The organism is Bradyrhizobium lablabi, assembly GCF_900141755.1.
GTDB classification, from domain to species: Bacteria; Pseudomonadota; Alphaproteobacteria; order Rhizobiales; family Xanthobacteraceae; genus Bradyrhizobium; species Bradyrhizobium lablabi_A.
This window is the reverse complement of the sequence record NZ_LT670844.1, coordinates 5,955,030-5,981,491: the sequence shown is the minus strand read 5'-3', so window position 1 is coordinate 5,981,491 and position 26,462 is coordinate 5,955,030. Positions and strand designations below refer to the sequence as shown.

Here is a 26,462-nt window from a genome sequence, read left to right as displayed (position 1 = left end):
TCGAAGGCATCCGCCCGGAAGAACGGCCCGCTTGAATTCGTCGGATCGTCCTGCAGCAGGACCGACGCAAAATTATTGATCGCATTCAACCGGTCGATATCGCGAACCAAGCTTCCTCCCGCCATGACATAGCCGTTGCGCTCCTCCACGACCTGAGCCCGTTCGTCGTATTGGATAACGACTGCATTGGTGTCGGTCCGGAAGCCATTCTGATAGAGGAAGAACGACTGAGACGGCTGGAACAGCTGGACATCGAAGCCGAGGACGGGACGGGGCGATCGATTATCGTCCCAAATGACCGCATCAGGCGTCGTTAACTTCAACCACTGGTTTATCGTGGCATCTGCGATGCCAAAATCCAGCGCATTGGTCTTGATGTCCGCCTGCCCTTCACGCAGCAGTGGCATCAGAACCCCATTGGGTGCGTCGACATAGACATTCGCCCGCAGCCCCTGCCCACCCTGATAGCCGGTGAGCGTGAAGGTGAATGGCGCATTGCGGCCCGGCGCCGCGTGGAGCGTGCCGATGTCAACTATTTGCGCCGCGATGATGGCGGGGCTGTCCACGGTCACATCACCAAAGGTGATGCTGGTCGGCGTCTGAACCTGCAGGCTCGCGGCCCGGGTATGGGCCACATCGATGTCGGCGCCGGCCGTTTCGGTCAGCGCGCCTGCGGTCGTGATGCTGTTGCCATGGATGAAGCCCGACGACCGCAGATCGGCGCGCCCCCCGGCGGAGATGGTGCCGAAGGTGATGTTATTCGCGGTCAAGCTCGCCGAACCAGCGCTCGTCAGCGTCATGCCATCAATAGCACCGTTCAAAGAGGTGATCGATACGTTGCCCGGATCGGCTGTCGTGCCGGTCGTCGTGATGGTGGTGTAAGTCACATCGCCCGTGGCCGTGAACCTGTCGGAACCGGAGGATGTTGAAGTGCCCACGGCCAGCGTGCCGTTGTTCGCGGTCAAGGCAATCTGGCCACCGCCTTTTGCCGGATCGCTGATCGCTGAGACGTTTGCGACCGCAATGGAGCCGGCGCCGGTCACCACGACGTTGCCCTGCGTCGCCGACAGATTGGACACGTTGAAGTCCTGGTTGGCGACGATGTTGATACTGCCGGCACCCGCCACGACCGATCCCGAGCTGATCATCGTTGCGGTGACGAGGTCGGCATCGCCCTTGGTCGCCGTGACGTCGATCGCGTGGGTACGGAGGATCAGCGGATTGGCGACCGCGGTGATCAGGTTGGCGCTGCCGGCCGGACTGCCCTTCGGGTCGACCGCGAAACTGTCGGCCTCGGTCTCGTCGCCGATACCGAGACCGGCCAACAACCTGATGCCGGCGCCCGTCGTCATAGCGCTTAGATCATAAGGCCGGGCAGGGTCGGTGCCGGCCAACAGATGACCACCTGCATTGATCGAAATCGCATTGATGTCGGCGTTGCCGGAAATGATCCCAGTCACCAGCGCATCATTGACGGTGTTGATCTGGACGGATCCCAGGCTGGCGGTGATCCTGGAGCCGTTGAGCATCTTCAGCGTGTCGGCGCCGACCAGCACCTGTCCGGCGCCCGAGATAACATTGGCGCTCGCCGTCAGCACCAGCCGCCCGCCGGCCGACATTGCGATATCGGTACCAGCCGTGACCGGCCCATCGATGGTGCCGTCAACCGCCGCGACCAGCTTGGTCGAGGTGCCCGCGAGATCCGAGCCGATGGTGAAGTCGAGACCCGCGACACCATAGAGATCCACCAACCCATGGCTTGCCGTCGCGTTGATGTTACCACCCGGGGAAGTGCCGACATTCAGGCTGTTCGCCAGAGAGCCGATCGAGCCGGCATCAGCCGTGAGCACGACGTTGCCGCCCAACACGTTCACGAACAGATCGTTGTTGGCGTTCAGGATCGAACCAGCCGCCCGGATCGTAACCAAATTCGGCGAGTACGCCGTGTCGATGATCGCATCCGCCGACCCGTTCACGCTCCCCGGCAGTTCGGACAGGTTCACGGAATTGAGCGCGCGCGCGGTGATGGTGGCGTTCGGCAGCAGGTTCAAAACGAGCGGCGAGACGCCGCCAATCGAACCGGTTGCCGCCTCCAGAACGATGTTGCCGGTCTGGATCGACGACGTCGCCGCGTTGGTCAGCGACCCGATTACCTTGATCCTGGTTTCGTCCGTGACGGCCACCTGACCCAGCGCCAGATCGCCGCGCGAGGCCACGAAGGCCTTGCCCTGATCGATATTCGTTATCGAAGTCTGATCGGTAACGGTCGCGTTGAAGGTCTGGGACGCCGCGACATTGAGGGGACGCTTCGACAGCACCGTGAGGTGCGTCCCGGCGTTGGTGGCAATGCCCGCCGCCGCCGCATCGAGGGCAGCGCGCTCAACCGCGGTCATGTTGGCTTCGTCGGTGCCGAGATGTATGTCGGTCGACGTGGTGGCGATACCGAGCGCTACCGCTGCGTTGTAGGCCGCAGTCTGCTGAGCCGTCGCGTTGGCCGGAAGCTGGACGCCGCCAATGGTGAGCAAAAGATCCGACCGCTCCGCCGTGGCGAGCGCGACCTTCTGGGCATCGGTCAGATCCTTCACCGGATCGTTGGTCGGATTGATCGTGATGCCCGGCTTCGGGTTGCCGGCGATCACGACGGACTCGCCGATGCCGGCATCTGCAAGGATCGTCACGGTGCGGCCGGACACGTTCGGAGCCTTGATCACCGGGTTGGTGTCGGTAACGGTCTTCAGCGCACCGGCCGAGAGCGAGAAGCCGAGCGCCGTCTTGCTCCACACCGCTCCCTGCGTGAGGTTGGCCTGTTCGGCGGAGGTCGCCGTGTAAGAGAAGTTCGTATCAAAGGCGCTGGTCAGTGACCCGACCTGCGTATTCAGCGCCCTATAACGCGCCGTGTCGGCGGCAGCCTGATTGGAAATATCGTTGGCCACACGGGTTTCGATGTCGACCGGCACCACGCCGGCATTATTGGCGATCTCGAGGTTGCGATAATAAGTGTCCAGATTCTGGTACTGAGCCGTCCCCTTGGTGTAGGTGACCTGGAAGGTGGGATCGAAGGCAGCGCCCTTGTTGGGCTGGCTGTCGCGGATCTGCCAATATTGCCTATAGGCCTGGGTCTGGCTCTGCTCGAAGGCCTTGATGGATGCCGCCTGACGCGCGGCGTTGGTGGTGCCCGCGGTCAGCCCGAGCGCGTTCCAATAGTCGACGAGTTGCTGATAGGTTCGCTTGTCGAACTGCTGAAGGGGATTGCCGTCCAGCACTTGGCCCGCCGTCGTCAGCTTCACGTCGCCGCCCTTGGAGACGATCGAATTGGCCAGGATCGTGGCGCTGGCGTTGTCGGCCCAGCTCTTGGCGTGGATATTGATGTCGCCGGCGGCGCTGGCGCTGAGGCCATAATAGGCCGTGATGCCGGACGTGGTGGCCGGATCGCCGAACGGCCGTAACGTCTGGTCGGTCGTGAAGCCGGTATTGACGGTCAGTTCGGTACCGCCGGCGACCGACCCGAGCGAGCCCGTCAGCGCGGTCAGTGAAACCTGGTCGGCCTGGATCAGAGAGCTGGCAGAGGCCCCAATGATGTTGGTTCCGGCGGAGAGCGTGACACTTCCCATGCCGGCCGTGACGCTGCCCGCGGCCGTCACCTGTCCGATGATCAGATACGCGGCGGAGCTGATCGAGACGACGCCATTGCCGGCATGCGCGTCGAGTTGACCGCGCAAGCCATTGATAGTGGTGAGCGCGACGGAAACCGGCACTCCGATGAACGTGTCGCCCGGATTGGGAACGCCGCCGACCGATCCGCCGGCGGTGAGATTGACCGATTTCGAGGTGATCACCGGATTGAGCGAGGATTGAATGATCGACGCGCCGTTCTGCGCGGTGATGGCTGTCGTTCCCGCGACGTTGTTGATATTGCCCTTGAGGATGATGTTGCTGCCGGATGTCACGTTGATGCTACCGGCATCCGCGCCGATGAAGTTCACGGCAATCGGGTTATCCGCCTTCATCGAATTGGTCGTGATCTCGCGATATTTCACCACGAATTCATAATAGACGGTCACCTTTGTGGCGATACACAGCGTGTACCAGTTGCAGTGCTCCTCCCTGCCCGTCTGTGTGAGTGACGCAGGGCCCTTCTGATACTTGACGGGGTTGGTAGAGAAAAGTGTGCTTTCGAGCGTCGAATTTGAGACGGATTGGTTGGTTGTCGAGGTGACGATCTGGGTTCGGCCGTCGATCGACTGGAATGTCGTGTCGGTCGTAGCCGATACGTAGGTGCCGTCCAGCAGGCGGATCGGCACCGATCGGGAGGAAGTCACGTCCTGCAACGCCGAGTACTTGTTCACGGCCAGATCATCGCTGTGGAAGATATTGTCGGACGTGAGGTGGAAGTCGTCGGTGACCGTATAGTCGTTGGCCGTGGTCCAGACATAACGCTGATACAGCATCGGATTGTAGGTGCCGGTTCGATCGCCGGTCGAGGACGCCGTGCTCGTCAGAGGCAGATGATCATTCGGCACGAATAGACCCGTCACCGGATCGAGTGTGCCCTGCTCGAATACACCCGTCTTCGGATCGAGTATGCCCTGCTGCTGGGTGACTTTTACCTTGCGGGTCCCGGAAACCGGGTCGAGATCGCGGGTGAAGATGGTCTTGGTCGCGTCCACAACATTGGGGTTCATGCTGTCGATGTGCACATCGGTGATGTCGATGACACCGGCCGTACCCCGTCCCGTGCCGGTCGGATCCGCGCCGGTGTTGAGGGTCGACAGCACCACGGGAACATTGATGTTGTTGGTGATGTTGATGGTGCCGAAGCCGTCGAGCACGTTCAGCTTGCCGGCGCCGGTGGCCGATGTGTTGATGATCTGGCCGAAGATCTGGATGTAACCGCCGTGCACCGAGGTGCCGTCAATCACTACCTGCTTGGCGGTTGCATCGTAGCTGGCTCCCGCCTGGGCACTGTAGATCCCGCTCGACATCCCGCTGCCGCTGTCGACGAATTTAAAGGCGCCGGTGAAATTCTGTGAATCGGCGGTCGCGATCGAGAAGGTCAACTCGCCCGTAGCAAGGTTCAGCGTCACCCCATTGGCGTAGCTGAAGGTGCTTGGAATAATTGTCTTGTTTGGCGCCAAGCGGTAGTCGCTGACCCTTTGGGCCACGTCGGCGGCGCTCTGCGCGACGCGGGTCGCATCGGTCGTTACCAGCTGCGTCGTTGAATTGAGCGTCAAGTTCCAGCTGGCGATGCCGCTCTGCACGGTACTGTTGATGTTGAGGTAGCGCGCGGCAAGGAAGATCTGGCCGTTGGCAATGATGCCAAGCCCGGTCACCACCGGATCGGCGGGCGTTACCGCCGATCCTGGGACCTGCGTCTGGCTCGCAGGATCGCCCCCGACATGGTCAAAACCGTTGACGAAGCTTGTCACCAGGTCGCCGTTACGGGCGACGACGGAGACCGAACCGGCGTTGATGCCGCCCTGAATGTAGATGTTGCCGGCCTGGCTGGTAATTGCGACCGAGCCGTTCAGGTTGTTGATCGCCTTGCCGGTCATCAGGATGATGTCGGGGGCGATCTGCAATCTGCTGACGTACAGATTGGGGCTCGCTGGATTGTAGTAGGTAAGACTCCCCGGATTATAGTTGCTGGTAATGTTGATCTGTGGCTGGCCGGTGGATGCCGCGGTCAGGATGTTGCCGGCGCCAAAGCCGGACGAGACCCCGGTGATATGGTCGATATCGGCGACCGAATAGACCGCGGCACTGTTGAGGGTGATATGACCGGCGTCGTTGGTCGGGATGTTGAGATTCTGGATTTTCAGCGTCGCCGCCGTTTCGTTGACGATATCGATCCTTGCATCAGCCGGCGCATAGATCTTGCCGGTACCGGTGCTGGTCGTGACCGAACGCCCGCCGAGGAAGACGTTGCCGAGCTGAACGGAGACGTTATCGAGCTGCACATAGAGACTGTTCCCCACCGCGCTCGACGTGCCGGACGAAGACACGGCCTGCGCCTTGGTGTTGAGATCGGTCTGCCATGCAGAAACCGACTTTCCGGAGGGCGGCGCCGAGACCTGCGTCGCATAGCTGCTGATTGCCGAGGACAAGCCGATGATGGTCGTGGGAGTGGAGGTTCCGGAGGGGACGGTTCCGCCGTTGATCTGCAGATTGATGAACTGGCGACTGTTATTGATCCGGGTGATCGAACCCGTGTTCGCGGCATTGGAATCGGTCCTGGTCGCAGCATTGTTAATATTCTTGTCGCCGGACGTTGGGCTGCCGGGCGTTGCCGCGGACTGAATGTACGACAGATCGCTGCTGATCGTGTCGGCGGCCGTTTTGATCGCCTGCACCGATGCCAGCAACGACGAATTCTTGTTGACGATGGTGGATTGGTCGGTCGAGATAGAAGCAAATGAGGTCGCCAGCGTCGACTGGACCGCCGAGAATTGCTGTTTGCCCTGCGCGACGTCTTGCTCCGTGCTGATGATGGCCGACACCTGTGTCGTGATATCAGCGGCTGAAGATTTGATATCGGCGAGCTTGCTCACTGCGCTTGTAAGCGCGGTGTCGCCATCGCCGATCTGGGCGTTAACGTCGCGCACCGTGTCCTGGAATGCCTTGCCACCCGCCCCGCCGTCGCTGTTGATGGCGGAGTAGTTGCTTAGATTCGCGTAACTGGCCAGCGCCGAACTAGCATTCGTCTTCACATCGTAGGATTGCCCCGCGGCGTTGGGATCGGAATTCCCGTTCAAGTCCTTTCCGTTCCAGGCGAACGAGATGTTGGTCAGGCCGGTGTTCAGGACCGTCCCGATCGTCGTCGTCACCTCGCCCTGGAACGTGTTCAGCGCATCCGTCAGCGCCGCCAGATTCTGGACCGCGCTCGTCGACGGCGCGCCTTCCGTTACACCGGGGTTGAGAGCAAACGTCGCGCCGCTCCCGGTGGCGAGGCCGAGGGCGACCAGCTTGGCCTGCAAGAACGTCTTCTCGCTCTGGTACGCCGCCTTGGCGATGACGTCGCTGGAATATTGGGTAAGCAGGGCGTCAATCTGACCGAGTCGGTCGAGAATTGCGCCACCCGCCTGGTAGGTGCCGATTGTCGAACCGATATCGCCGGTTCGCAGGATGCAGCTGGCGCTCGAGGGATCGCAATTGCCGGGTCCGTAGGTGATGGTCAGTGACTTGGTCCGGCGGATTCCGGTATCGACCAGACCGTCAATCACCAGCGCGCTGGTGCCGTTCTGCTGCGTCGAGCCGCCCTTGATGTCGAAGCTGACATCCCCACCGCCGAACAGGTTGCTGATGGCGGAGGCCACCTTGGACAGGGCTTTCAGATAAATGTTGGTGCCGGTGCCGTCGGCACGGGTCGACATGGTGCCCTGATCGGCGAAAACGTTGATGTCGCCGGCGGCATTGACGCCGTAGTGCGGATCCGGTCCGCCCGAGGGCGGCGCGTCGGATTGCGCGATCGAAATGATCGAATTGCTGGTCAGGTTCGACTGGGCGTCAGGCGCCGTCGGGATCGGGATAACCGTGTTGTTGTAGAGATCGACGATGGTATTGAGCGACAGCGACCCGGGCTGGTTACTGAGATTGCGCCCGGCATTCAGGGTGACTGTGCCGTTGGTCGGCACCGTCCCGTCAAGCGGGAACACCCCGTTGCTGGCTTCGACGCGAACGTTCTTGGCCGTCGAAAGCAGGTTGTTGACAGTCACGTTGGCCTTGGCCGATCCGGTCGGGGCGCCGGCGACCCCATAGCTCGAAACCGAGGTGCGCGCATCGACGGTGACATTGCTCCAGGCGGCCGCCCGGATATCGCCGACGTCGACGACCAGGCTGCTGGACTCGCCGAACGCGACGGTCGCCGTCGCTGCCACTGTCACATTCGCCTCGCCGCTGGCGATCGAGATCGCGCCGCCGGAATCGACCTTGGTCTTCTGGTGAACCAGGACGTCGTTGGAGGCGCTGATGCTGGCGAGGCCGGTGCCGCTGGCCGGCGCGATCAGATGCACGTTCGTGCTCTGGCCGAGATTTGCCGAGGTGATAACCTGCACCGTCGTCGTGCCGGTAGCTGCGGGAGCATCCACAAAGCCACCCGAGCCCGATTGGACGTCCCAGCCCATCAGATCGACCGAGCCCGGCGCAATGCCGCAACCGGTTTCGCATATGAAGTACCGCCGAACCGTGTTAGCCGCGTCGATCGTCAGGTCACGGGCGCTGGCATCCACATTGTCGCCGAAGCCGGCAGCGACCGTGCTGCCGACACTGTGCGAGAGCCTGGCACCGCTGGCCCCCACCACCGCGGCCTGGGTGCTGTCGACGCTTCCCGAGAATACATCGGTGTGATGCGCAATCAGCGACAGCGTCCCGCCGGTGGCATCGACGATCGTCCTGACCCCGCCCGTTCCAAGCGTACCGGAAATCTGGGCGACGGTGAGATTGTTCGAGATCGTCTTCGCGGTCGAGGAGGCACCCGAGATCACCCCGCCGCTGCCTGAGGTAGAAGTCGCAACATTGTTGTCCGAGCTCTCCGCATCCAGCGAAATGGACCCGCCGGAAAGCTTCGACATGTTGGTAAACGTCGCCTTGGTCTGCGTGTTCGTGGATGCGGTCGAGATGTTGGCGCCGATCGCAACAATCCCGACGGCCAGACCCGTGGCGTTGGAATTGTTGTTTTCGTCCGTCTTCGCGTTGAAGTTCAGCGCACCGGTCGTGTTGATGATGCCGCCACCGCCGTTCGCATTCGCTGTCGACGAATCGCTCGCCGATGCCTCGGTCGCATTGACGCCGATGAAGGCACCGGAAGCACCGGACGCAAAGGCGGTCGCGCCGCCTGAAAGGGCTTGTGCATCGGATTGCAGCGAGGCGGCCTCGATGTCCCCGCCCGTGATCGTGATTTGCACCTGCGGCCCCAGGCTGGCGTTGGCGATCGAGGCACCGACCGAAAGGCCTCCGGCGACCGCGATGCCTTCGGAGTGCGCGTTCGCGGAATCCGTGGCCCTGGATAACAACGTCACCGCATCGTTCGAGTAGATGGTGTCGCCGCTCAGGGTCAGTGTCACTTGCGGATTGACCGTCGCGGTGGATTCCGCGCCGCTGCCCGCGCCGCCGAGGCCGCCGGCGGCCGAAGACGCGGTCGCGTTGGCGGAATCGTTGGAGAGTGCTTCCGCCGTGACCAGGCCGGACGAAGTCGTTGAGTTGCCAACCGCGAGAGCCTGCAAGGTCGTTGTGACCGAGCCGCCGATCTCGGCCTTGGCCTCGGACACGCCGACGCCAGCCCCGAGCGCTGCAGCGACGCCGGACGCGGTCGCGTTCAGGTGACGGCTCGATGTCGCTTCGACCGTCAAGCCGCCTGTGTCGGTGATCGAGTAGCCCGTGACACCGGCTCGCGTGATCGAGTTGTCAGTCACCAGCGCCACGTCGGCTTCGAGCGCCCCAAGCAGCGCGACGGAGCCGGCATAGGAGGTCAGGTTCGCGGTACGGCCGGTGTTGGCCAGGACTGAAATCGAGGCGGCACTGAGATTCCCGGTGCCGGTGCCGGTGATGGTCGCCGTGGTGGTGGCGCTGTCGGTGAAGATGCCGACGCCGGCGCCGACCCCGAAACCGCCGACGGACAGTGCGCCGGTTTGTGCGGCGTATCCGACCTGATCGGTGCCGTTCAGCTTGACCGCACCTCCGGCGGTAATTTTGGCGTTGCCGATGGTGGCCGAGGTGCCCGCGACGGCGGCGTTCTGCGCGGTCATCTTACCGGAGACGTCGATCGAGCCGAGCTTGGCGTTGAGCGTTGCGCTGGCGCTGCCGGCGCTCGACGTCGCGGTCGAAGAACCGGAGTTCTTGCCGTTCGAGGCGGAGGTCGTGCTGGTCGCCGAGCTGCCGAGCTTGCCGCCGACGGACAGGCTGCTGCCTGCGAAATTGGTGACGCTGCCGGAGGAATCCGAGGTCTTGAGTTCGTCGGTCGCCTTGCCGTTCGGATCGACGCCGTTACCGATCGAATAGACGGAGACGCCCGCCGACAAAGCGATCGTGGAGGCGGCGGCGCTGACGGCGGTCGAGTCGATGGCCTTGCTGGCCACCGCGTTGACGAGGACGTCACGGCCCGCGCTGACCGTCGCGTCGCCGATCGAAGCTCCGACATTGCTGTTCAGCACGCCAACGTCGACGCCGCCGGCGAGGCTCGCCACGCCGGAAATCGCGATGCCGTGATTCATGCTGACGATGCCGGTCAGGTCGCGTGCCGTGACGGCGACGTCCTGCTGCGCCGTCCCGCCGGCAGCCCCGTTGATGACCGCGCCGCTGTTGATGGTGGCAAAGGTGTTGGTGTTGAACACATCGACAGCGATTGCACCCGCCGCCGCAACAACCCCGGCGCCGCCGGCACCGAGCGCGAAAATATAGGCGCTCTCGGCCGATTCGGCATCGACCAGCACGCCCTGTCCGTTACGGGTGGTGGTGGCGTCGGATCCCGTCAGTTCGTTGAAGGTGTCCGAGCCTTTGGCGAGGCCAGAGACCCGCGCATTCTGATCGATGACCGCGTCGGTGTGCTTGCTGATGAGCCCCACGCTCACCGCTGCGCCGATACCCGCACCGCCGGACAGAACGATGCTACCCGCGAAGGTCGCCTCGCGGGTGAGGTCGTTCGCGGCTACAATGACGTCGTTATCGGCCTTGACGATTGCACCCTGGTCGATCAGCGCCTTGGTGTGGTCGTCGATCGAGATCAGCGACAGACCGCCGGCGATGCCGGCAATGCCACCCGCGGCGCCGGCCGCGGCGACCATCGCGAAATCCTCGGCGGCGAGCGCGGTGACGGCGACGTTGTTCTTTGCCGATACAAGCGCATTTTGACCGATCGTGGCATTGGTGGTGTTCGAGACGATCGCCGTCGAGACGCTGGCCCCGATGCCGGCCGTGCCGCCGCCGGCAATCGCGCCGACAATGTTCAGCGAGTAAGTATCGCTGGTCGCCGCGACGATGGCCGACTGCAACGCACCCGCTGAACCGGTTTGGCGCTGATTGATCTGCGCATTGGCTCCGATGGTCGCGGTTGTTGTGTCCGAAATCACCGGGACGTCACCGGAAAGGCCAACGCCGGCAAGCCCGCCAAGGCCGCCACTGACCGCAATCGAGCGGATCGATTGCGCTTTCGCGGCATTCACCACGACGCCCCGGCCGGTGGCCGTGGTGGCGCTGACCGTCCCTTTTTTCAGCAGCAGGTCGGCGCCGATCTGGCGCACATCGCCGGTCGTCACCGGCATCTGAACGTCGGCACCGCCCGACACGCCCTCCACGGTGGCCGCCTTGATCGTATCGCCGGACCCGTAGGCGCTGAAGTTGGTCTGGTAGGCCTTGATGTAGGTCAGATCGGCGCCAAGGCCGAGCGCGGTCACGTCGGCATTGGCGTCGATCGAGGCCGTCACGGTCGAGGATAGCACCGTCACGCCGAGTGACCCGCCGATGCCCGCGCCGCCGCCGACCGCGGCACCGCCGATCGCGAGATCGTCGGCGCTTGTCGAGGTCGCGACCACACCGACGTTGCCTGTCGCCGTAATCGTGGCGGCTTCGACTTCCGCATTTGTGGTCTCGGTGCGCGTGACGATGCTGAGCGCCCCGCCGATGCCGTTGCCCAGCGAGGCGCCGGCGCCGAGGCTGAGCATGGATTCCTGGGTGGACGCGCTGACGAGCACATCGCCTGCCGTCGCACTCGCGCCGGTGACACCGGAGGTGATCGTGTCGCCGGCGCCGACCATAGCTATGGCCGTCGGCAATTCGACGACAATGGTCAGCCCGACGCCGCCGCCGCCGACTGCGACCCCCGCCGCGCCACTATTGATGTTGATGATGTTGTTCGAGGTAACCTCGACGTCACCATTCGCCGCGGTGGCAGCCGTAATCGTCGACGCGCCGTCGATCCTGGCTTCGGTATCGGGGTTCACGATCACCAAACTCAGTCCGCCAGCGGCGCCGGATGCCAGTGTCGCGGTCGCGATGGTGATCTGCTCGTTATTGGTGGCGTGGACCTGCGCGCTGCCGCCGGTGCTGACCGTCGAACCTCCGATCGAAGCCGTCGTCGATGTCGTATCGGTCAGGCTCATCAGGGCCGCCGCGACGCCGACGGCCGTGGCCGCGACGCCATCGCCATTCAAGTTCCGGTCCGACACCGCCGATACGTCGAGCGCCCCGGCGGTGATGTTGGCGCCGTTGGTTACGGTCGCGGTGTTGTTGACGTTCACCACGGCGACGCCAATACCGGCTCCGCCACCAGCCCCGAGCGTCACGGCGCCGTCCGCGATCGCCGCATTGACGACGTCGCGCGCCCGGACGTTGACGTCGCTTCCGGCGGTGACCGTGGCGTGGCCTATGGTTGCCGAGTTGCCCGGGGCGATTCCGGTCGGCAGCGTCGGCTGCAGATTGAGCTTGCTCTTGTAGCTCTGCGCCTGGGTGCTGGCCCCGCGCACGTTGCTGTTGGTGGAGGAGGACAGGAACTGGCTGTCGATGGTGTTGTCGGAAAGCTTCTGGTTCGCCGAATCCGTGAAGGAGCCGTTGCTGTCGGTCTTTGATGTTTGATCCGCGTTCGGACCGTTCGCCACGGCGAGAACCGAGATCGCCGCGCCGACGCCGGCAAGACCGCCCGCAACGCTTGCCACAGTCGATGAGGTCTGGCGGTTGGTGAGCGCGTCGACGGTCACGTAGCGGGCGGAGTTGATGGTCGTGCTATCGCCGACAAAGGCGCTGGTCGCGTCCGTGATCACAGCGACGTCGACCGCGCCGCCGATTCCGGCCAGGCCCGCCGCGACCGTTCCTTCCGTCATCGACACCACGGTGCTGTCACGGGCCGTAACGGTGACGTCCTGATTGGCGTTCGCGCCGCCATTGCTGCCATTGATGGTAGCACCCTGGTCGATGAAGGCGCGGGTCTGGTCGACAAACACTTCCGCGGCCACCGCTCCGGCCACGCCTGCATAAAGGCCGCCCGCACCGGCGATGACAATGCCAGTAACGCTTTCGCCCGAATTCGCCTGTACCAGGACGCCGCGACCAGTCTGGCTGCTGCTGAAGTCAGCGCCGGTGTACTCGCTGAGGTCGTTCCCGATCCCGTTGCCTAGTCCCCTCACATCGGCAAACGCGCCGATCTCGGCCTCGGTGTCCTTGATGACGACGGCGAGCCCGATGCCGATGCCGACGCCTGCCGCGGCGCCGCCAATTGCGACGGTGCCGCCGGTGACGATGGCCCGCGTCTGGTCCTCGGCGTCGACCACAACGTTGCCGCCCGCCGACACGTGGGTCACGCTCGCTGCGCTGCTGTCGATGGTGGCCTTGGTCGTGTTGACGGAGACGAAGCCGGAGATGCCGCCGGCGACACCGACCGTTCCGCCCACCGCCGCACTCACAGCGGCGCCGGCGAAATTCTCGCTCGCCTTGGCGGTGACGGCGACGTCACGCGCGGCGTTCACCGTCGACCCTGCGCCGATTGCGGCAATCGTGGTGTTCTTGAACACCGTGGTTTCCGCGCCGGCGCCGACACCGGCCGTTCCGCCCACCGCAACCGACCCGGCGATACCGAGGTGATAAAGATCGCTGCTGGCCGCGACGGTGACCGACTGGTTCGCACCCGGCGCCGACCCGGATGATGCGTTGACCTGGGCGCCCGCCCCGATCGTGGCCTCGGTGTCGCTGACCACGACAGGCACATCTCCGGAAATCGAAATGCCCGCGGTTCCGCCCACCGAACCGCTGACCGCGAGCGAGCGCAGCAAGCTTGTCGCCGAGGCCGCGACCGCGACGCCGCGCACCTGCTGGACCACGGGCGTGGTCTTGCGCTGGAGCACGAACAGCGATCCGCCTTCGGCCTTCCCGTCCATCACGGTCACCGCGTTGACATCACTGCCGAGCGTGCCGGAGAGATTGGACGTCGCCGGTGTCACCGAGAGTGTATCCGCGCCATAGTTCGAGAACGAGCCGGTAACGCCGGTGGTGACGCCGAGCGTCCCGCCCAGGCCCCGGCCTTCGACCGAGGCGGTGTCGCCGATGCTCGCCTTGGTGTTCTGCAGCGCGACCGATACGCCGATGGCGCCGCCAACGCCGGCGGTACCACCAACGGCGCCGCTGCCGACCAGTCGGTCGAGTTCATCGGCATCGTTGGCGATCACGCCGACATTGCCGTCCGCGCGGACGTCGGCGCCGCTTGCGATCGTCGCAAGAGTGTTGCCCGTCAGCACGAATGCGCCGACCGACCCTGCGACACCGGCGTCGCCGCCCGCCGCGAAGCCCGCGACCAGGGAGAACACGGTCTCGGCACTGGTTGCCTGCACAACCACATCGCCGCTCGACTTGACAACCGCATTGCTGTCGATCGTCGCTGTCGTGGTCTTGGTGAGGACGTTGGCATCGACGCCGGCGCCAACGCCAGTCCCTCCGCCGGCACCGATCGTACCCGCGAGGTCGACGACGAGGCTGGTGTCGTCGGCCGCTACCCGCACCCCATTGGGTCGAATGATCGTACCGACTTTGGCGCCCAGGCCGATCGTCGCACTGGTCGTGTCGACGATGACCGACGATGCGATCGCGACGGCGACCCCGACATTGCCTCCGCCGGCTCCCGACACGACATCGTCGCTGACGGTCTCCTTCGCGTTGGCCGTGACGATCACCGCCCCCGTGGCGTCGACGGTCGCGGCGTCGCCGATTCCGGCCTTGATCGTATCTGTGAGCACGCCAACGGCGGCAGCGCCGCCTACACCATTGCTGCCGCCGATGGCGATGACACCTCCGACATTGATGAGAAGGGTGGCGTCGGCCGCGGTGACGGACACGTCGCCGGCGGTGGCCTTGATGGTCGCGTTGGCGCCGATACTGGCTTCGGTGTCGAGTAACTGGATCAGCGGGGTTGCCACGCCCGCAATGGCATTGGAGCCGGCAGCAGCCCCGGCAACGCCGACGTTGATAAGCTTTTCGGCCGTGTGGGCCGACACCGAAACCGATCCGGCGTCGACGGTCGTCGCCGAGCCGGAGTTCGAATCGATCGTAGCGGTCGCGCTATTTTTGACGGTGGTCGAAATGGCGACGCCGCCGATCCCGTTGTTGCCGCCGACCGCGATGCCACCCGCCAGATTGAGGGCGCTGATCGAATTGGTCGCAGCCACATTGACCGCGCCGGACGACGTGAGCGAACTACCGGCGCCGGTCTGAGCGCTAACCGAGGCCTGCGAATAGACCACGCCGAGAATGCCCGCGATGCCGTTCGCGTCAGCCGCCGCCGCGCTGACCTCGAACAGGTCGATCTCGTGCTGTGCACCGGCGGTGACACCGATCGAAGCCGACTGCGAGATCGTGCTGTTGGACCCGATATGGGCGTCGACGCCGCCTGAATTGACAATAATGCCCAGCGAAATGCCCGCCGCGCTCGAACCGCCGGAGGCGCTGAGCGTCCCAACCAGCGTCCGCGAAACCGCATTGTCATGCGCATCCAGGGTCACCGCGCCGGTCGCATCGATGTGGGCGCTGGTGCCGATCGAGGCAGTCGTGTGCTCCAGCATGATCTGCAGCGCCAGACCGCCGGAGACGGCAAGCTTCGAGCCCGAGGCCGCACCCGCAACCACTTCGGTGTAGAAATTGTTGCTACCGAGCAGCGGCAGGTCGCGCGCCAGCGCCGCGGTCGTCTTCAGGCTGTCGAGGATCTTTTTCTTGTCGCTGGTAATCTGGTCGGCGAAGCCGGACTTGAAACTGCTGACGGCATCGGACGCGGCCGAGGCGCTGTCGACATCGCTGACGAGCGATTTTGCATTGTTGGCGTTGGCCGTGAGACCGGCGTTGATATCCGACAGGGTCGTCGATACCGGCTGGGCGAGCGTATTGATGGTCGAGAAGATGTCGTCGACGCGCTCATTGGTGGCGTGAACGTCGACGCTCGCAGCGTTGATGGTCGACGAATTGCCGATCGAGGCGGTGTAGCTGTCGTTGGAAATCGCCGCCGCGATCGAGGCGCCGACGCCGGTGCCCTGGGAGGAATAGCTGCCCGACCAGGCTTTCGCGGTGAGCGAACTGGTGTTGTCCGCCGTGACCGATACCGCGCCAACCCGGCTCACCGCATCGCCCACCACGTCAATCCCGAGATTGTTGCCGATGGTGGCGCTCGTGGTCGATGTGGAAATGCCGATCGCGAGCGAGCCCGCTACCGAGAGTTTCTTGCCGGAGGCGCCGGACATCGCCTCCGCGGTCAGGCCGCCGAGGTCCTTGTTCACGGTCGACGTCGCCTGAACGGTGACCGAGCCGCCGGATACAATGTGCACGGAATCGCCGATGCTTGCCTTGGTGGCGTTATCGATGACACTCAAGGCGGCACCGATACCGATGCCGTTGTCCTGATTGCTCGACGCCGCCGCCGCACTGCCAAGCGTCTGGACCTGGTCGGTGCTGGTCGCGGAGACCAGGACATTGCGGGTTGCGGTCAGCTTCAGCGAGTCGCCAAGGCCCGCCTTCACGCTGTCCCCGACGATCGCCGCGCCGAGTGCCGCCGCGACCGACAGCTTGCCGCCACTGCTGCCGCCGCCGTTAGAACTCAACCCGGATTGCTCCTGGTTCATTGAATCGGTGGCTGGCGCCGAACCGAGCGTTTTCGAGCTGACGGATTTGCTACCGCCGGCCGCGCCCTTGTCCTCGCTGGATCCGCCACCCGCCGTCGCGGTCGAGGATGCGGCATAGGTGTGCGTGCCCGATGCGGAGACCATGAGATCGTGCGCCGAGGTCACATCTCGTGCGATCCTGGCCTCGGTGTCGGTGGTAATGGGGCCGCCTGCCCCGGAGATGGCGTTGAACAATCCGGTGCCGGTGATCAACGCGACCGAACCGCCGACCGCAACGCCGCCGCTTCCCGAGCTTGCGGCCGAGCCGGACGCGATCGCGCTGTGCGCACCCGCGCTGGTGGCGCGGACCGTGACGTCACCGCCCACCGATACAAGTCCACCGGACTCGATCGAGGCCTTGGTCTTCTCCGACAGGATTGTGAACGCGACCACGGCGTCGAGCGCGGTGCCCCCCTTGGCGCCGGCCTGCGCCAGCGCATCGGTATCCAAATGCGAATCCGCCGTGACCGCCAGCGAACTCGCGCCCGTCAATCCGGCATTCTGCGCCAGCGAGGCTTCGCTCGTATTCAGCACCGTGTTGAGAACGACGGACGCGCCCGCTCCGACCTTCGCACCGCTCACACCGTCTTGTGCCGGAATCGCCGACCCCGCCACATAGGCCTCGTTGTCCGACGCGAGGGTCACGCCACCGCCGCTCGGACCCGTCGGGACAATGTTGACGATGGCGCCGGAGTCGATGTCTGCGACGCTGTTGCTGGTGAGCGCATTGACGGCCACCGAACCGGCGATGCCGATATTGGCGCCGCTCGAACCTGACTTCGCATAAGCGACAATCTGGTCGAGCCGCCCCAGCGCTGTGGTGGCAGAGGGTGCGTGAGGCAGGTCTGCCCCGCCGACAGCGGTCGGTGAGGCAACGCCGAGATCCGTCTTCAGCGCCGATATGTTCAGTGCAGAACCGTCATAGTGCCCCGCCGTGACGCCCACAATCTGCACGGCGCTGTTCGCAGTCGCGGCGGTACCCAATTCAGCGCGATTGTCGACGGTGATGACGTTCACCGCGACAGCCGCGCCCACGCCTACCTTTGTCGACGACGAACCGCTGCCTGAGCCAGCCGTGGTCGATCCATCCGCACTCGTCTTCGCATCAACGTTGGAGACCGACGTCACCAAGAGCGCCTGACCGGCCTTTACCCCGACGGATACCGGCACATAGGCCTTTACTTTTACCGTCGATACGTCGACCGCAATCGCCGCGGCTACGGCGACGCCGCCCTCGCTTGTCGACGCCTTGCCGTTCGCACTCGCTCCTTCGGAGCCGACCGTGCTCTGCTGATCGCTGTCGCCGATCTTGGCGTCGCTCAGGCGCTGGTTGCTGTCGGTCGACTGCTTCTGCACCTTGGCGTCTGCCGAGCCGTCCTTGTCGGTCGAGTTGCCGCCGCTGTCGGTGCCATTGCCGCCGGAAGCACTGGCCACCGCCGCGGTCGCCGCCAGCGCCGCGCCCTTGGCCGCGAAGCTCACCGAACCCGGGGTGCGGAGGCTCGACGACGTCGTCGCGATCGCCTCCTCGTCCAGCACCGCGATCGCCAGCGCCGCCCCCACCGCCGCCTTGCCGCCCGCCGCCGACCCGCTCGCTTCCGTCAGCGCACTCGACAAATGCGTCGCATCCACCTCGACATTGCCGGTCGCGTCCAGCCCGCCCGCCAGCGCCCCGATCGACGCCCGCGTCCGGTCCGACGCCAGCGTCAGCGCGAGCACCGGCGTCACCGCCACCCCGCCCGCCGATCCCTGCTCGGCCTGGGTCACGATGCCATGCACCCCGCTCGCCTGCAGCGTCACAGCGCCGGCACCCGACAGCGACGCGCCGTCCGCAAGCTCCGCCGTCGAACGCGTCGCCACCAGGTTCAGCGCAACCGAGGCCCCAACCCCGACCTTGCCGCCCGACGCCCCGGTGCCCGCCGGCATCGCCCGCGCAATCGTCGAGGTCTCGTTGTCGCTCGTGGCCGCCACCGCGCCGCTGCCCGTCACCGTCACCGTGGCGCCGCCCGTGACCTGCGCCAGGCTCTGCGCATCGACCAGGTTCAGCGCCACCGCACCCGCCACCCCGACGCTGGAGCCGCCCGCCCCCGCCGAGGCGTCGGCCTCGAACACGTCCAGATGCTGCCCGCCGGTACCCACGATCGAGGCCTGCGCCAGCCGCGCCGGATCGACCGGGTTCGGGCTCACCACCGTCACCACCGGCGACACCACCCCGAGATCGTCCTGCACCGCCTTCAGCAAAAGCGACGAGGCCGTGTAATGATCCGCCGTCACCCCGAGGATCGCCCCGGCCGGCGCCGTCGACCACGCCGTGCCGCCGCCGAGCAGCGCATTGCTCGCGACCCGCACCAGGTTCAGCGACAGCCCGGCGCCAATGCCGATCTTCGCCGCCGCGGCATCACTGCCCACCGCCGAACCGTCGGCGCTGGTCTTGGCATCGGCGTTGCTCGCCGCCGTCACCGACAGCGCGCCGCTGCTCACGCCAACCGACGCCGGCACATAGGCTTCCACCTTCGACTGCAGCACCGTCACCCCGATCGCGGCCGCCACCGCCACCGAACCGTCGCTGGTCTTGCCCTGGCCATTCTCGCTCTGGGCCGCGCTCCCCGTCGTCGCCTGCTGGTCGGCGTCGCCGACCCCGGCCGAACTCTCCCGCGCCCCCGCGCCCTGGGTCTCCTTGCTGATCTTGGCGTCTGCCGAGCTGTCCTTGTCGGTCGAGTTGCCTCCGCTGTCGGTGCCATTGCCGCCGGAAGCACTGGCCACCGCCGCGGTCGCCGCCAGCGCCGCGCCCTTGGCCGCGAAGCTCACCGAACCCGGGGTGCGGAGGCTCGACGACGTCGTCGCGATCGCCTCCTCGTCCAGCACCGCGATCGCCAGCGCCGCCCCCACCGCCGCCTTGCCGCCCGCCGCCGACCCGCTCGCTTCCGTCAGCGCACTCGACAAATGCGTCGCATCCACCTCGACATTGCCGGTCGCGTCCAGCCCGCCCGCCAGCGCCCCGATCGACGCCCGCGTCCGGTCCGACGCCAGCGTCAGCGCGAGCACCGGCGTCACCGCCACCCCGCCCGCCGATCCCTGCTCGGCCTGGGTCACGATGCCATGCACCCCGCTCGCCTGCAGCGTCACAGCGCCGGCACCCGACAGCGACGCGCCGTCCGCAAGCTCCGCCGTCGAACGCGTCGCCACCAGGTTCAGCGCAACCGAGGCCCCAACCCCGACCTTGCCGCCCGACGCCCCGGTGCCCGCCGGCATCGCCCGCGCAATCGTCGAGGTCTCGTTGTCGCTCGTGGCCGCCACCGCGCCGCTGCCCGTCACCGTCACCGTGGCGCCGCCCGTGACCTGCGCCAGGCTCTGCGCATCGACCAGGTTCAGCGCCACCGCACCCGCCACCCCGACGCTGGAGCCGCCCGCCCCCGCCGAGGCGTCGGCCTCGAACACGTCCAGATGCTGCCCGCCGGTACCCACGATCGAGGCCTGCGCCAGCCGCGCCGGATCGACCGGGTTCGGGCTCACCACCGTCACCACCGGCGACACCACCCCGAGATCGTCCTGCACCGCCTTCAGCAAAAGCGACGAGGCCGTGTAATGATCCGCCGTCACCCCGAGGATCGCCCCGGCCGGCGCCGTCGACCACGCCGTGCCGCCGCCGAGCAGCGCATTGCTCGCGACCCGCACCAGGTTCAGCGACAGCCCGGCGCCAATGCCGATCTTCGCCGCCGCGGCATCACTGCCCACCGCCGAACCGTCGGCGCTGGTCTTGGCATCGGCGTTGCTCGCCGCCGTCACCGACAGCGCGCCGCTGCTCACGCCAACCGACGCCGGCACATAGGCTTCCACCTTCGACTGCAGCACCGTCACCCCGATCGCGGCCGCCACCGCCACCGAACCGTCGCTGGTCTTGCCCTGGCCATTCTCGCTCTGGGCCGCGCTCCCCGTCGTCGCCTGCTGGTCGGCGTCGCCGACCCCGGCCGAACTCTCCCGCGCCCCCGCGCCCTGGGTCTCCTTGCTGATCTTGGCGTCTGCCGAGCTGTCCTTGTCGGTCGAGTTGCCTCCGCTGTCGGTGCCATTGCCGCCGGAAGCACTGGCCACCGCCGCGGTCGCCGCCAGCGCCGCGCCCTTGGCCGCGAAGCTCACCGAACCCGGGGTGCGGAGGCTCGACGACGTCGTCGCGATCGCCTCCTCGTCCAGCACCGCGATCGCCAGCGCCGCCCCCACCGCCGCCTTGCCGCCCGCCGCCGACCCGCTCGCTTCCGTCAGCGCACTCGACAAATGCGTCGCATCCACCTCGACATTGCCGGTCGCGTCCAGCCCGCCCGACAGCGCCCCGATCGACGCCCGCGTCCGGTCCGACGCCAGCGTCAGCGCGAGCACCGGCGTCACCGCCACCCCGCCCGCCGATCCCTGCTCGGCCTGGGTCACGATGCCATGCACCCCGCTCGCCTGCAGCGTCACAGCGCCGGCACCCGACAGCGACGCGCCGTCCGCAAGCTCCGCCGTCGAACGCGTCGCCACCAGGTTCAGCGCAACCGAGGCCCCAACCCCGACCTTGCCGCCCGACGCCCCGGTGCCCGCCGGCATCGCCCGCGCAATCGTCGAGGTCTCGTTGTCGCTCGTGGCCGCCACCGCGCCGCTGCCCGTCACCGTCACCGTGGCGCCGCCCGTGACCTGCGCCAGGCTCTGCGCATCGACCAGGTTCAGCGCCACCGCACCCGCCACCCCGACGCTGGAGCCGCCCGCCCCCGCCGAGGCGTCGGCCTCGAACACGTCCAGATGCTGCCCGCCGGTACCCACGATCGAGGCCTGCGCCAGCCGCGCCGGATCGACCGGGTTCGGGCTCACCACCGTCACCACCGGCGACACCACCCCGAGATCGTCCTGCACCGCCTTCAGCAAAAGCGACGAGGCCGTGTAATGATCCGCCGTCACCCCGAGGATCGCCCCGGCCGGCGCCGTCGACCACGCCGTGCCGCCGCCGAGCAGCGCATTGCTCGCGACCCGCACCAGGTTCAGCGACAGCCCGGCGCCAATGCCGATCTTCGCCGCCGCGGCATCACTGCCCACCGCCGAACCGTCGGCGCTGGTCTTGGCATCGGCGTTGCTCGCCGCCGTCACCGACAGCGCGCCGCTGCTCACGCCAACCGACGCCGGCACATAGGCTTCCACCTTCGACTGCAGCACCGTCACCCCGATCGCGGCCGCCACCGCCACCGAACCGTCGCTGGTCTTGCCCTGGCCATTCTCGCTCTGGGCCGCGCTCCCCGTCGTCGCCTGCTGGTCGGCGTCGCCGACCCCGGCCGAACTCTCCCGCGCCCCCGCGCCCTGGGTCTCCTTGCTGATCTTGGCGTCTGCCGAGCTGTCCTTGTCGGTCGAGTTGCCTCCGCTGTCGGTGCCATTGCCGCCGGAAGCACTGGCCACCGCCGCGGTCGCCGCCAGCGCCGCGCCCTTGGCCGCGAAGCTCACCGAACCCGGGGTGCGGAGGCTCGACGACGTCGTCGCGATCGCCTCCTCGTCCAGCACCGCGATCGCCAGCGCCGCCCCCACCGCCGCCTTGCCGCCCGCCGCCGACCCGCTCGCTTCCGTCAGCGCACTCGACAAATGCGTCGCATCCACCTCGACATTGCCGGTCGCGTCCAGCCCGCCCGCCAGCGCCCCGATCGACGCCCGCGTCCGGTCCGACGCCAGCGTCAGCGCGAGCACCGGCGTCACCGCCACCCCGCCCGCCGATCCCTGCTCGGCCTGGGTCACGATGCCATGCACCCCGCTCGCCTGCAGCGTCACAGCGCCGGCACCCGACAGCGACGCGCCGTCCGCAAGCTCCGCCGTCGAACGCGTCGCCACCAGGTTCAGCGCAACCGAGGCGCCAACCCCGACCTTGCCGCCCGACGCCCCGGTGCCCGCCGGCATCGCCCGCGCAATCGTCGAGGTCTCGTTGTCGCTCGTGGCCGCCACCGCGCCGCTGCCCGTCACCGTCACCGTGGCGCCGCCCGTGACCTGCGCCAGGCTCTGCGCATCGACCAGGTTCAGCGCCACCGCGCCCGCCACCCCGACGCTGGAGCCGCCCGCCCCCGCCGAGGCGTCGGCCTCGAACACGTCCAGATGCTGCCCGCCGGTACCCACGATCGAGGCCTGCGCCAGCCGCGCCGGATCGACCGGGTTCGGGCTCACCACCGTCACCACCGGCGACACCACCCCGAGATCGTCCTGCACCGCCTTCAGCAAAAGCGACGAGGCCGTGTAATGATCCGCCGTCACCCCGAGGATCGCCCCGGCCGGCGCCGTCGACCACGCCGTGCCGCCGCCGAGCAGCGCATTGCTCGCGACCCGCACCAGGTTCAGCGACAGCCCGGCGCCAATGCCGATCTTCGCCGCCGCGGCATCACTGCCCACCGCCGAACCGTCGGCGCTGGTCTTGGCATCGGCGTTGCTCGCCGCCGTCACCGACAGCGCGCCGCTGCTCACGCCAACCGACGCCGGCACATAGGCTTCCACCTTCGACTGCAGCACCGTCACCCCGATCGCGGCCGCCACCGCCACCGAACCGTCGCTGGTCTTGCCCTGGCCATTCTCGCTCTGGGCCGCGCTCCCCGTCGTCGCCTGCTGGTCGGCGTCGCCGACCCCGGCCGAACTCTCCCGCGCCCCCGCGCCCTGGGTCTCCTTGCTGATCTTGGCGTCTGCCGAGCTGTCCTTGTCGGTCGAGTTGCCTCCGCTGTCGGTGCCATTGCCGCCGGAAGCACTGGCCACCGCCGCGGTCGCCGCCAGCGCCGCGCCCTTGGCCGCGAAGCTCACCGAACCCGGGGTGCGGAGGCTCGACGACGTCGTCGCGATCGCCTCCTCGTCCAGCACCGCGATCGCCAGCGCCGCCCCCACCGCCGCCTTGCCGCCCGCCGCCGACCCGCTCGCTTCCGTCAGCGCACTCGACAAATGCGTCGCATCCACCTCGACATTGCCGGTCGCGTCCAGCCCGCCCGACAGCGCCCCGATCGACGCCAGCGCCCCGATCGACGCCCGCGTCCGGTCCGACGCCAGCGTCAGCGCAAGCACCGGCGTCACCGCCACCCCGCCCGCCGATCCCTGCTCGGCCTGGGTCACGATGCCATGCACCCCGCTCGCCTGCAGCGTCACAGCGCCGGCACCCGACAGCGACGCGCCGTCCGCAAGCTCCGCCGTCGAACGCGTCGCCACCAGGTTCAGCGCAACCGAGGCGCCAACCCCGACCTTGCCGCCCGACGCCCCGGAGCCCGAGGGACCCGCCAGCGACGTCGCGGTCGAAAGGTCGGCCGCGGTCAGCGACACTGAACCGCGTGAGAGAATAGCCAGCGGCGAACCGAACTGGGCCAGGCTTTCCGAATCGAGTAGATTTGTCGCCAAAGCGCCGGCGACGCCGACATTGGTGGCAGCGGCGCCAGAGGTCGCCTTAACGGCGAAGCTATTATCGGCGGCCGTACCCATCATCGTGGCCGAGAGCGTCAGGCCGGACGTCTGGATCCGCTGCTGCAGCAAAGCCTTGTTCGAGACTTGCGACAGACCGACAGCCACCCCGACCCCGACGCCGGTCGATCCGGAAGCGCTCGACCCGTCCGCCAAGACGTTGGAAGAGTTGCCAGTCGTGCTCGTCAGACTGGTCGCGCCGGTGACCACGGCATTCACGGACGATGACATTTGAGCGAGCGTTTTCGACGTGACGTCCGCGATCGAGAGCGCGCCGGCGGCCTTCACGGCCCCATCACTTGTCGATTCGTAGGGGGCATATTTCTTGCCCGGGTCCGACGTCGTGTTGGAAAGATACTGCCCCGCGGTGCTGCCGCTGCCTGGTGCCCCGGCACCTTGCGCCGCTGCCTTGGAGACGGTGATGGCGGTAACCTGGGAAGTCGCCGCGAGGGCCAACGCACCGGACTTGATCTTGGCCGCGCCATCAATGAGCGCTGAGGTCTCGACATCCAGAATGTTGACCGCGACGCTGGTACCTGCGGCCGACGAACCGCTGGCGTCAGCCCTGCTCGTGCTCGAGACTGTATTGTTCGCGGTCAAGTTGAGTGCGCCCGTGACCTGGACGTCGGCGGAGCCACCGATGTGAACGCGAGCCGTGCTGCCCACATTGACCACGGCGGCCGAGGCATCGGCCACCAGGGAAGATAGCGCATTCGGTGCGGCTGTCGCGTTGACCGTGGTGGAAGCGGTCGCCTGCAGGGTTGCAGCGCCGCCAACGACAAGCTTGGCGCCGGCCAGGATGTCGACCGCTGCGAGCACGTCGGTGGTTGCAAGAGCTCCCACCGAGTTGACCGTCTTGTTAACACTGGCGAGGGCAGTGACGTCGAGCGTGCCAGTCGCGGTCACATCGGAATTAGTCAGCAGCACCGTCGCGTGCGCGGTGCTGCCGCCAGGATTCGCCGTGGCGTGGAATATCAGATCCTTGCCGGTGATCGTGGCGCGCGATCCGGAGGTATCGCCGATCACGATGCTTGCATCACCCGATGCGGGGGCAACGGACGTCAGCGTGACGTTTCCGGCGGCCCCACCTGCCACAGCGTTTGCCAGGACCTGGGACCCACCGAGCAGGGCGATGTGTGGGGCGGTAAGGCTGACGGCGCCGGATCCGCTGCTCGACGTGGTGTCGATGACGCCGTCGGAAGCCAGCGTGATGGAATTGTCGGCGAGCAAATTGACGCTGCCGCCGTTGGTCGTGATATTCGGGGTGAAGCTTGAATAGCCATGATCGACGGCGCCGATCACGAGATCTGCCGGATCGAGCAGCAGGCTGCCGGCCCGTCCCGCCGTTGACCCGAGATCGAAAGTGATCTTGCCGAGAGTTTCGACCTTTAAGGTACTCAGTTCGACGAAGCCGCCATCTCCCGTGGTTCCGCCATGTGCATTGAATATGGCCCCGTCGGCAACCGAAAGGTTTGAGCCGGCCTTTACGGAGATCGAGCCGGCGTTCGAACCCTGGCCGGCGCCCGCGACGTTGAATTTCGCCGTCGAGCCGATGGCGATCTCACCACCCGAAGAGACATTGATCTTGCCGCCGCTCTGTCCGGGGGCGCCCTCTGCGGTCAGGCTGCCCGCAATCCGAACCGACTTGCCGGCCGCCACCGAGACAGCACCGGCACGCCGCGCCGAACCGGCACGGACCGAGCCATCGATCGCGACAGTGTTGGCGCCGCTGATCGATATGCTGCCGTTATGCGAGACGAGCGTACCGCTGCCCTGCCATCCGCGCGTGTTTACGGTGGCCGCGAATTGGGCCTTCTGCTCGGCAACTTGGCGAGCCGCTTGCAGCGAGCCAGCGACGCGCACATCGGTTGCTGTGATCTTGATGAAGTGCGTGGCGTTGACGCGGCCGTTGATAACGACCGAACCGTCAGGCGATAGCGGAACGTCGCCCGTCACAACGCGCGCCACGAGGGCGTTGTTGACGGCTCCGCCGGAAATCATCCTGTCGATGACAGCTTTCGTCGGTGTGACGACAGTCAGGCCGCCGACATTGATACTGCCGGAGGCACCGACCACGAAACCGTAGGAGTCAGCGAAGACAACGTTGCCGCCGATCTTTCCGTTCTGGTACGAATTGAGGATGCCCTGGATATTGACCGGGCCTTCGCGGACGATGTTGACGAGCTTTCCCGCGGCATTCGGCACGATAAGATTGACGGTGTTTCCTTCGCCTTCCGAGAAGGTCTTGAAGGAATTGAACGCGTTGCCGCCGCTCATCGTCGACGTGGTGATTGTCGTCGTGCGTCCGTGCACGTGCAGGGTCGTCGCAGTCTGGCCGTCGGTGACGATGTTGTTGCCGGGAGATTGCCGCTGTACGCCGGCCGGCACCGTAGTATCGAAACTGCGGACCCGTGCCTGCAT

The 26,462-nt window shown here is 66.4% G+C and carries 1 protein-coding gene (only partly in view); it reads right to left on the bottom strand.

Annotation, left to right across the window (positions count from 1 at the left end; translation table 11 throughout):
• Positions 1 to 26,462: the 5' portion of a leukotoxin LktA family filamentous adhesin gene (locus B5526_RS27890; protein ID WP_172842121.1), read on the bottom strand. The gene continues 133 nt to the left of window position 1, outside the view; the window shows 26,462 of its 26,595 coding nt (coding positions 1-26,462); its start codon is at positions 26,460 to 26,462; its stop codon lies off the left edge, out of view.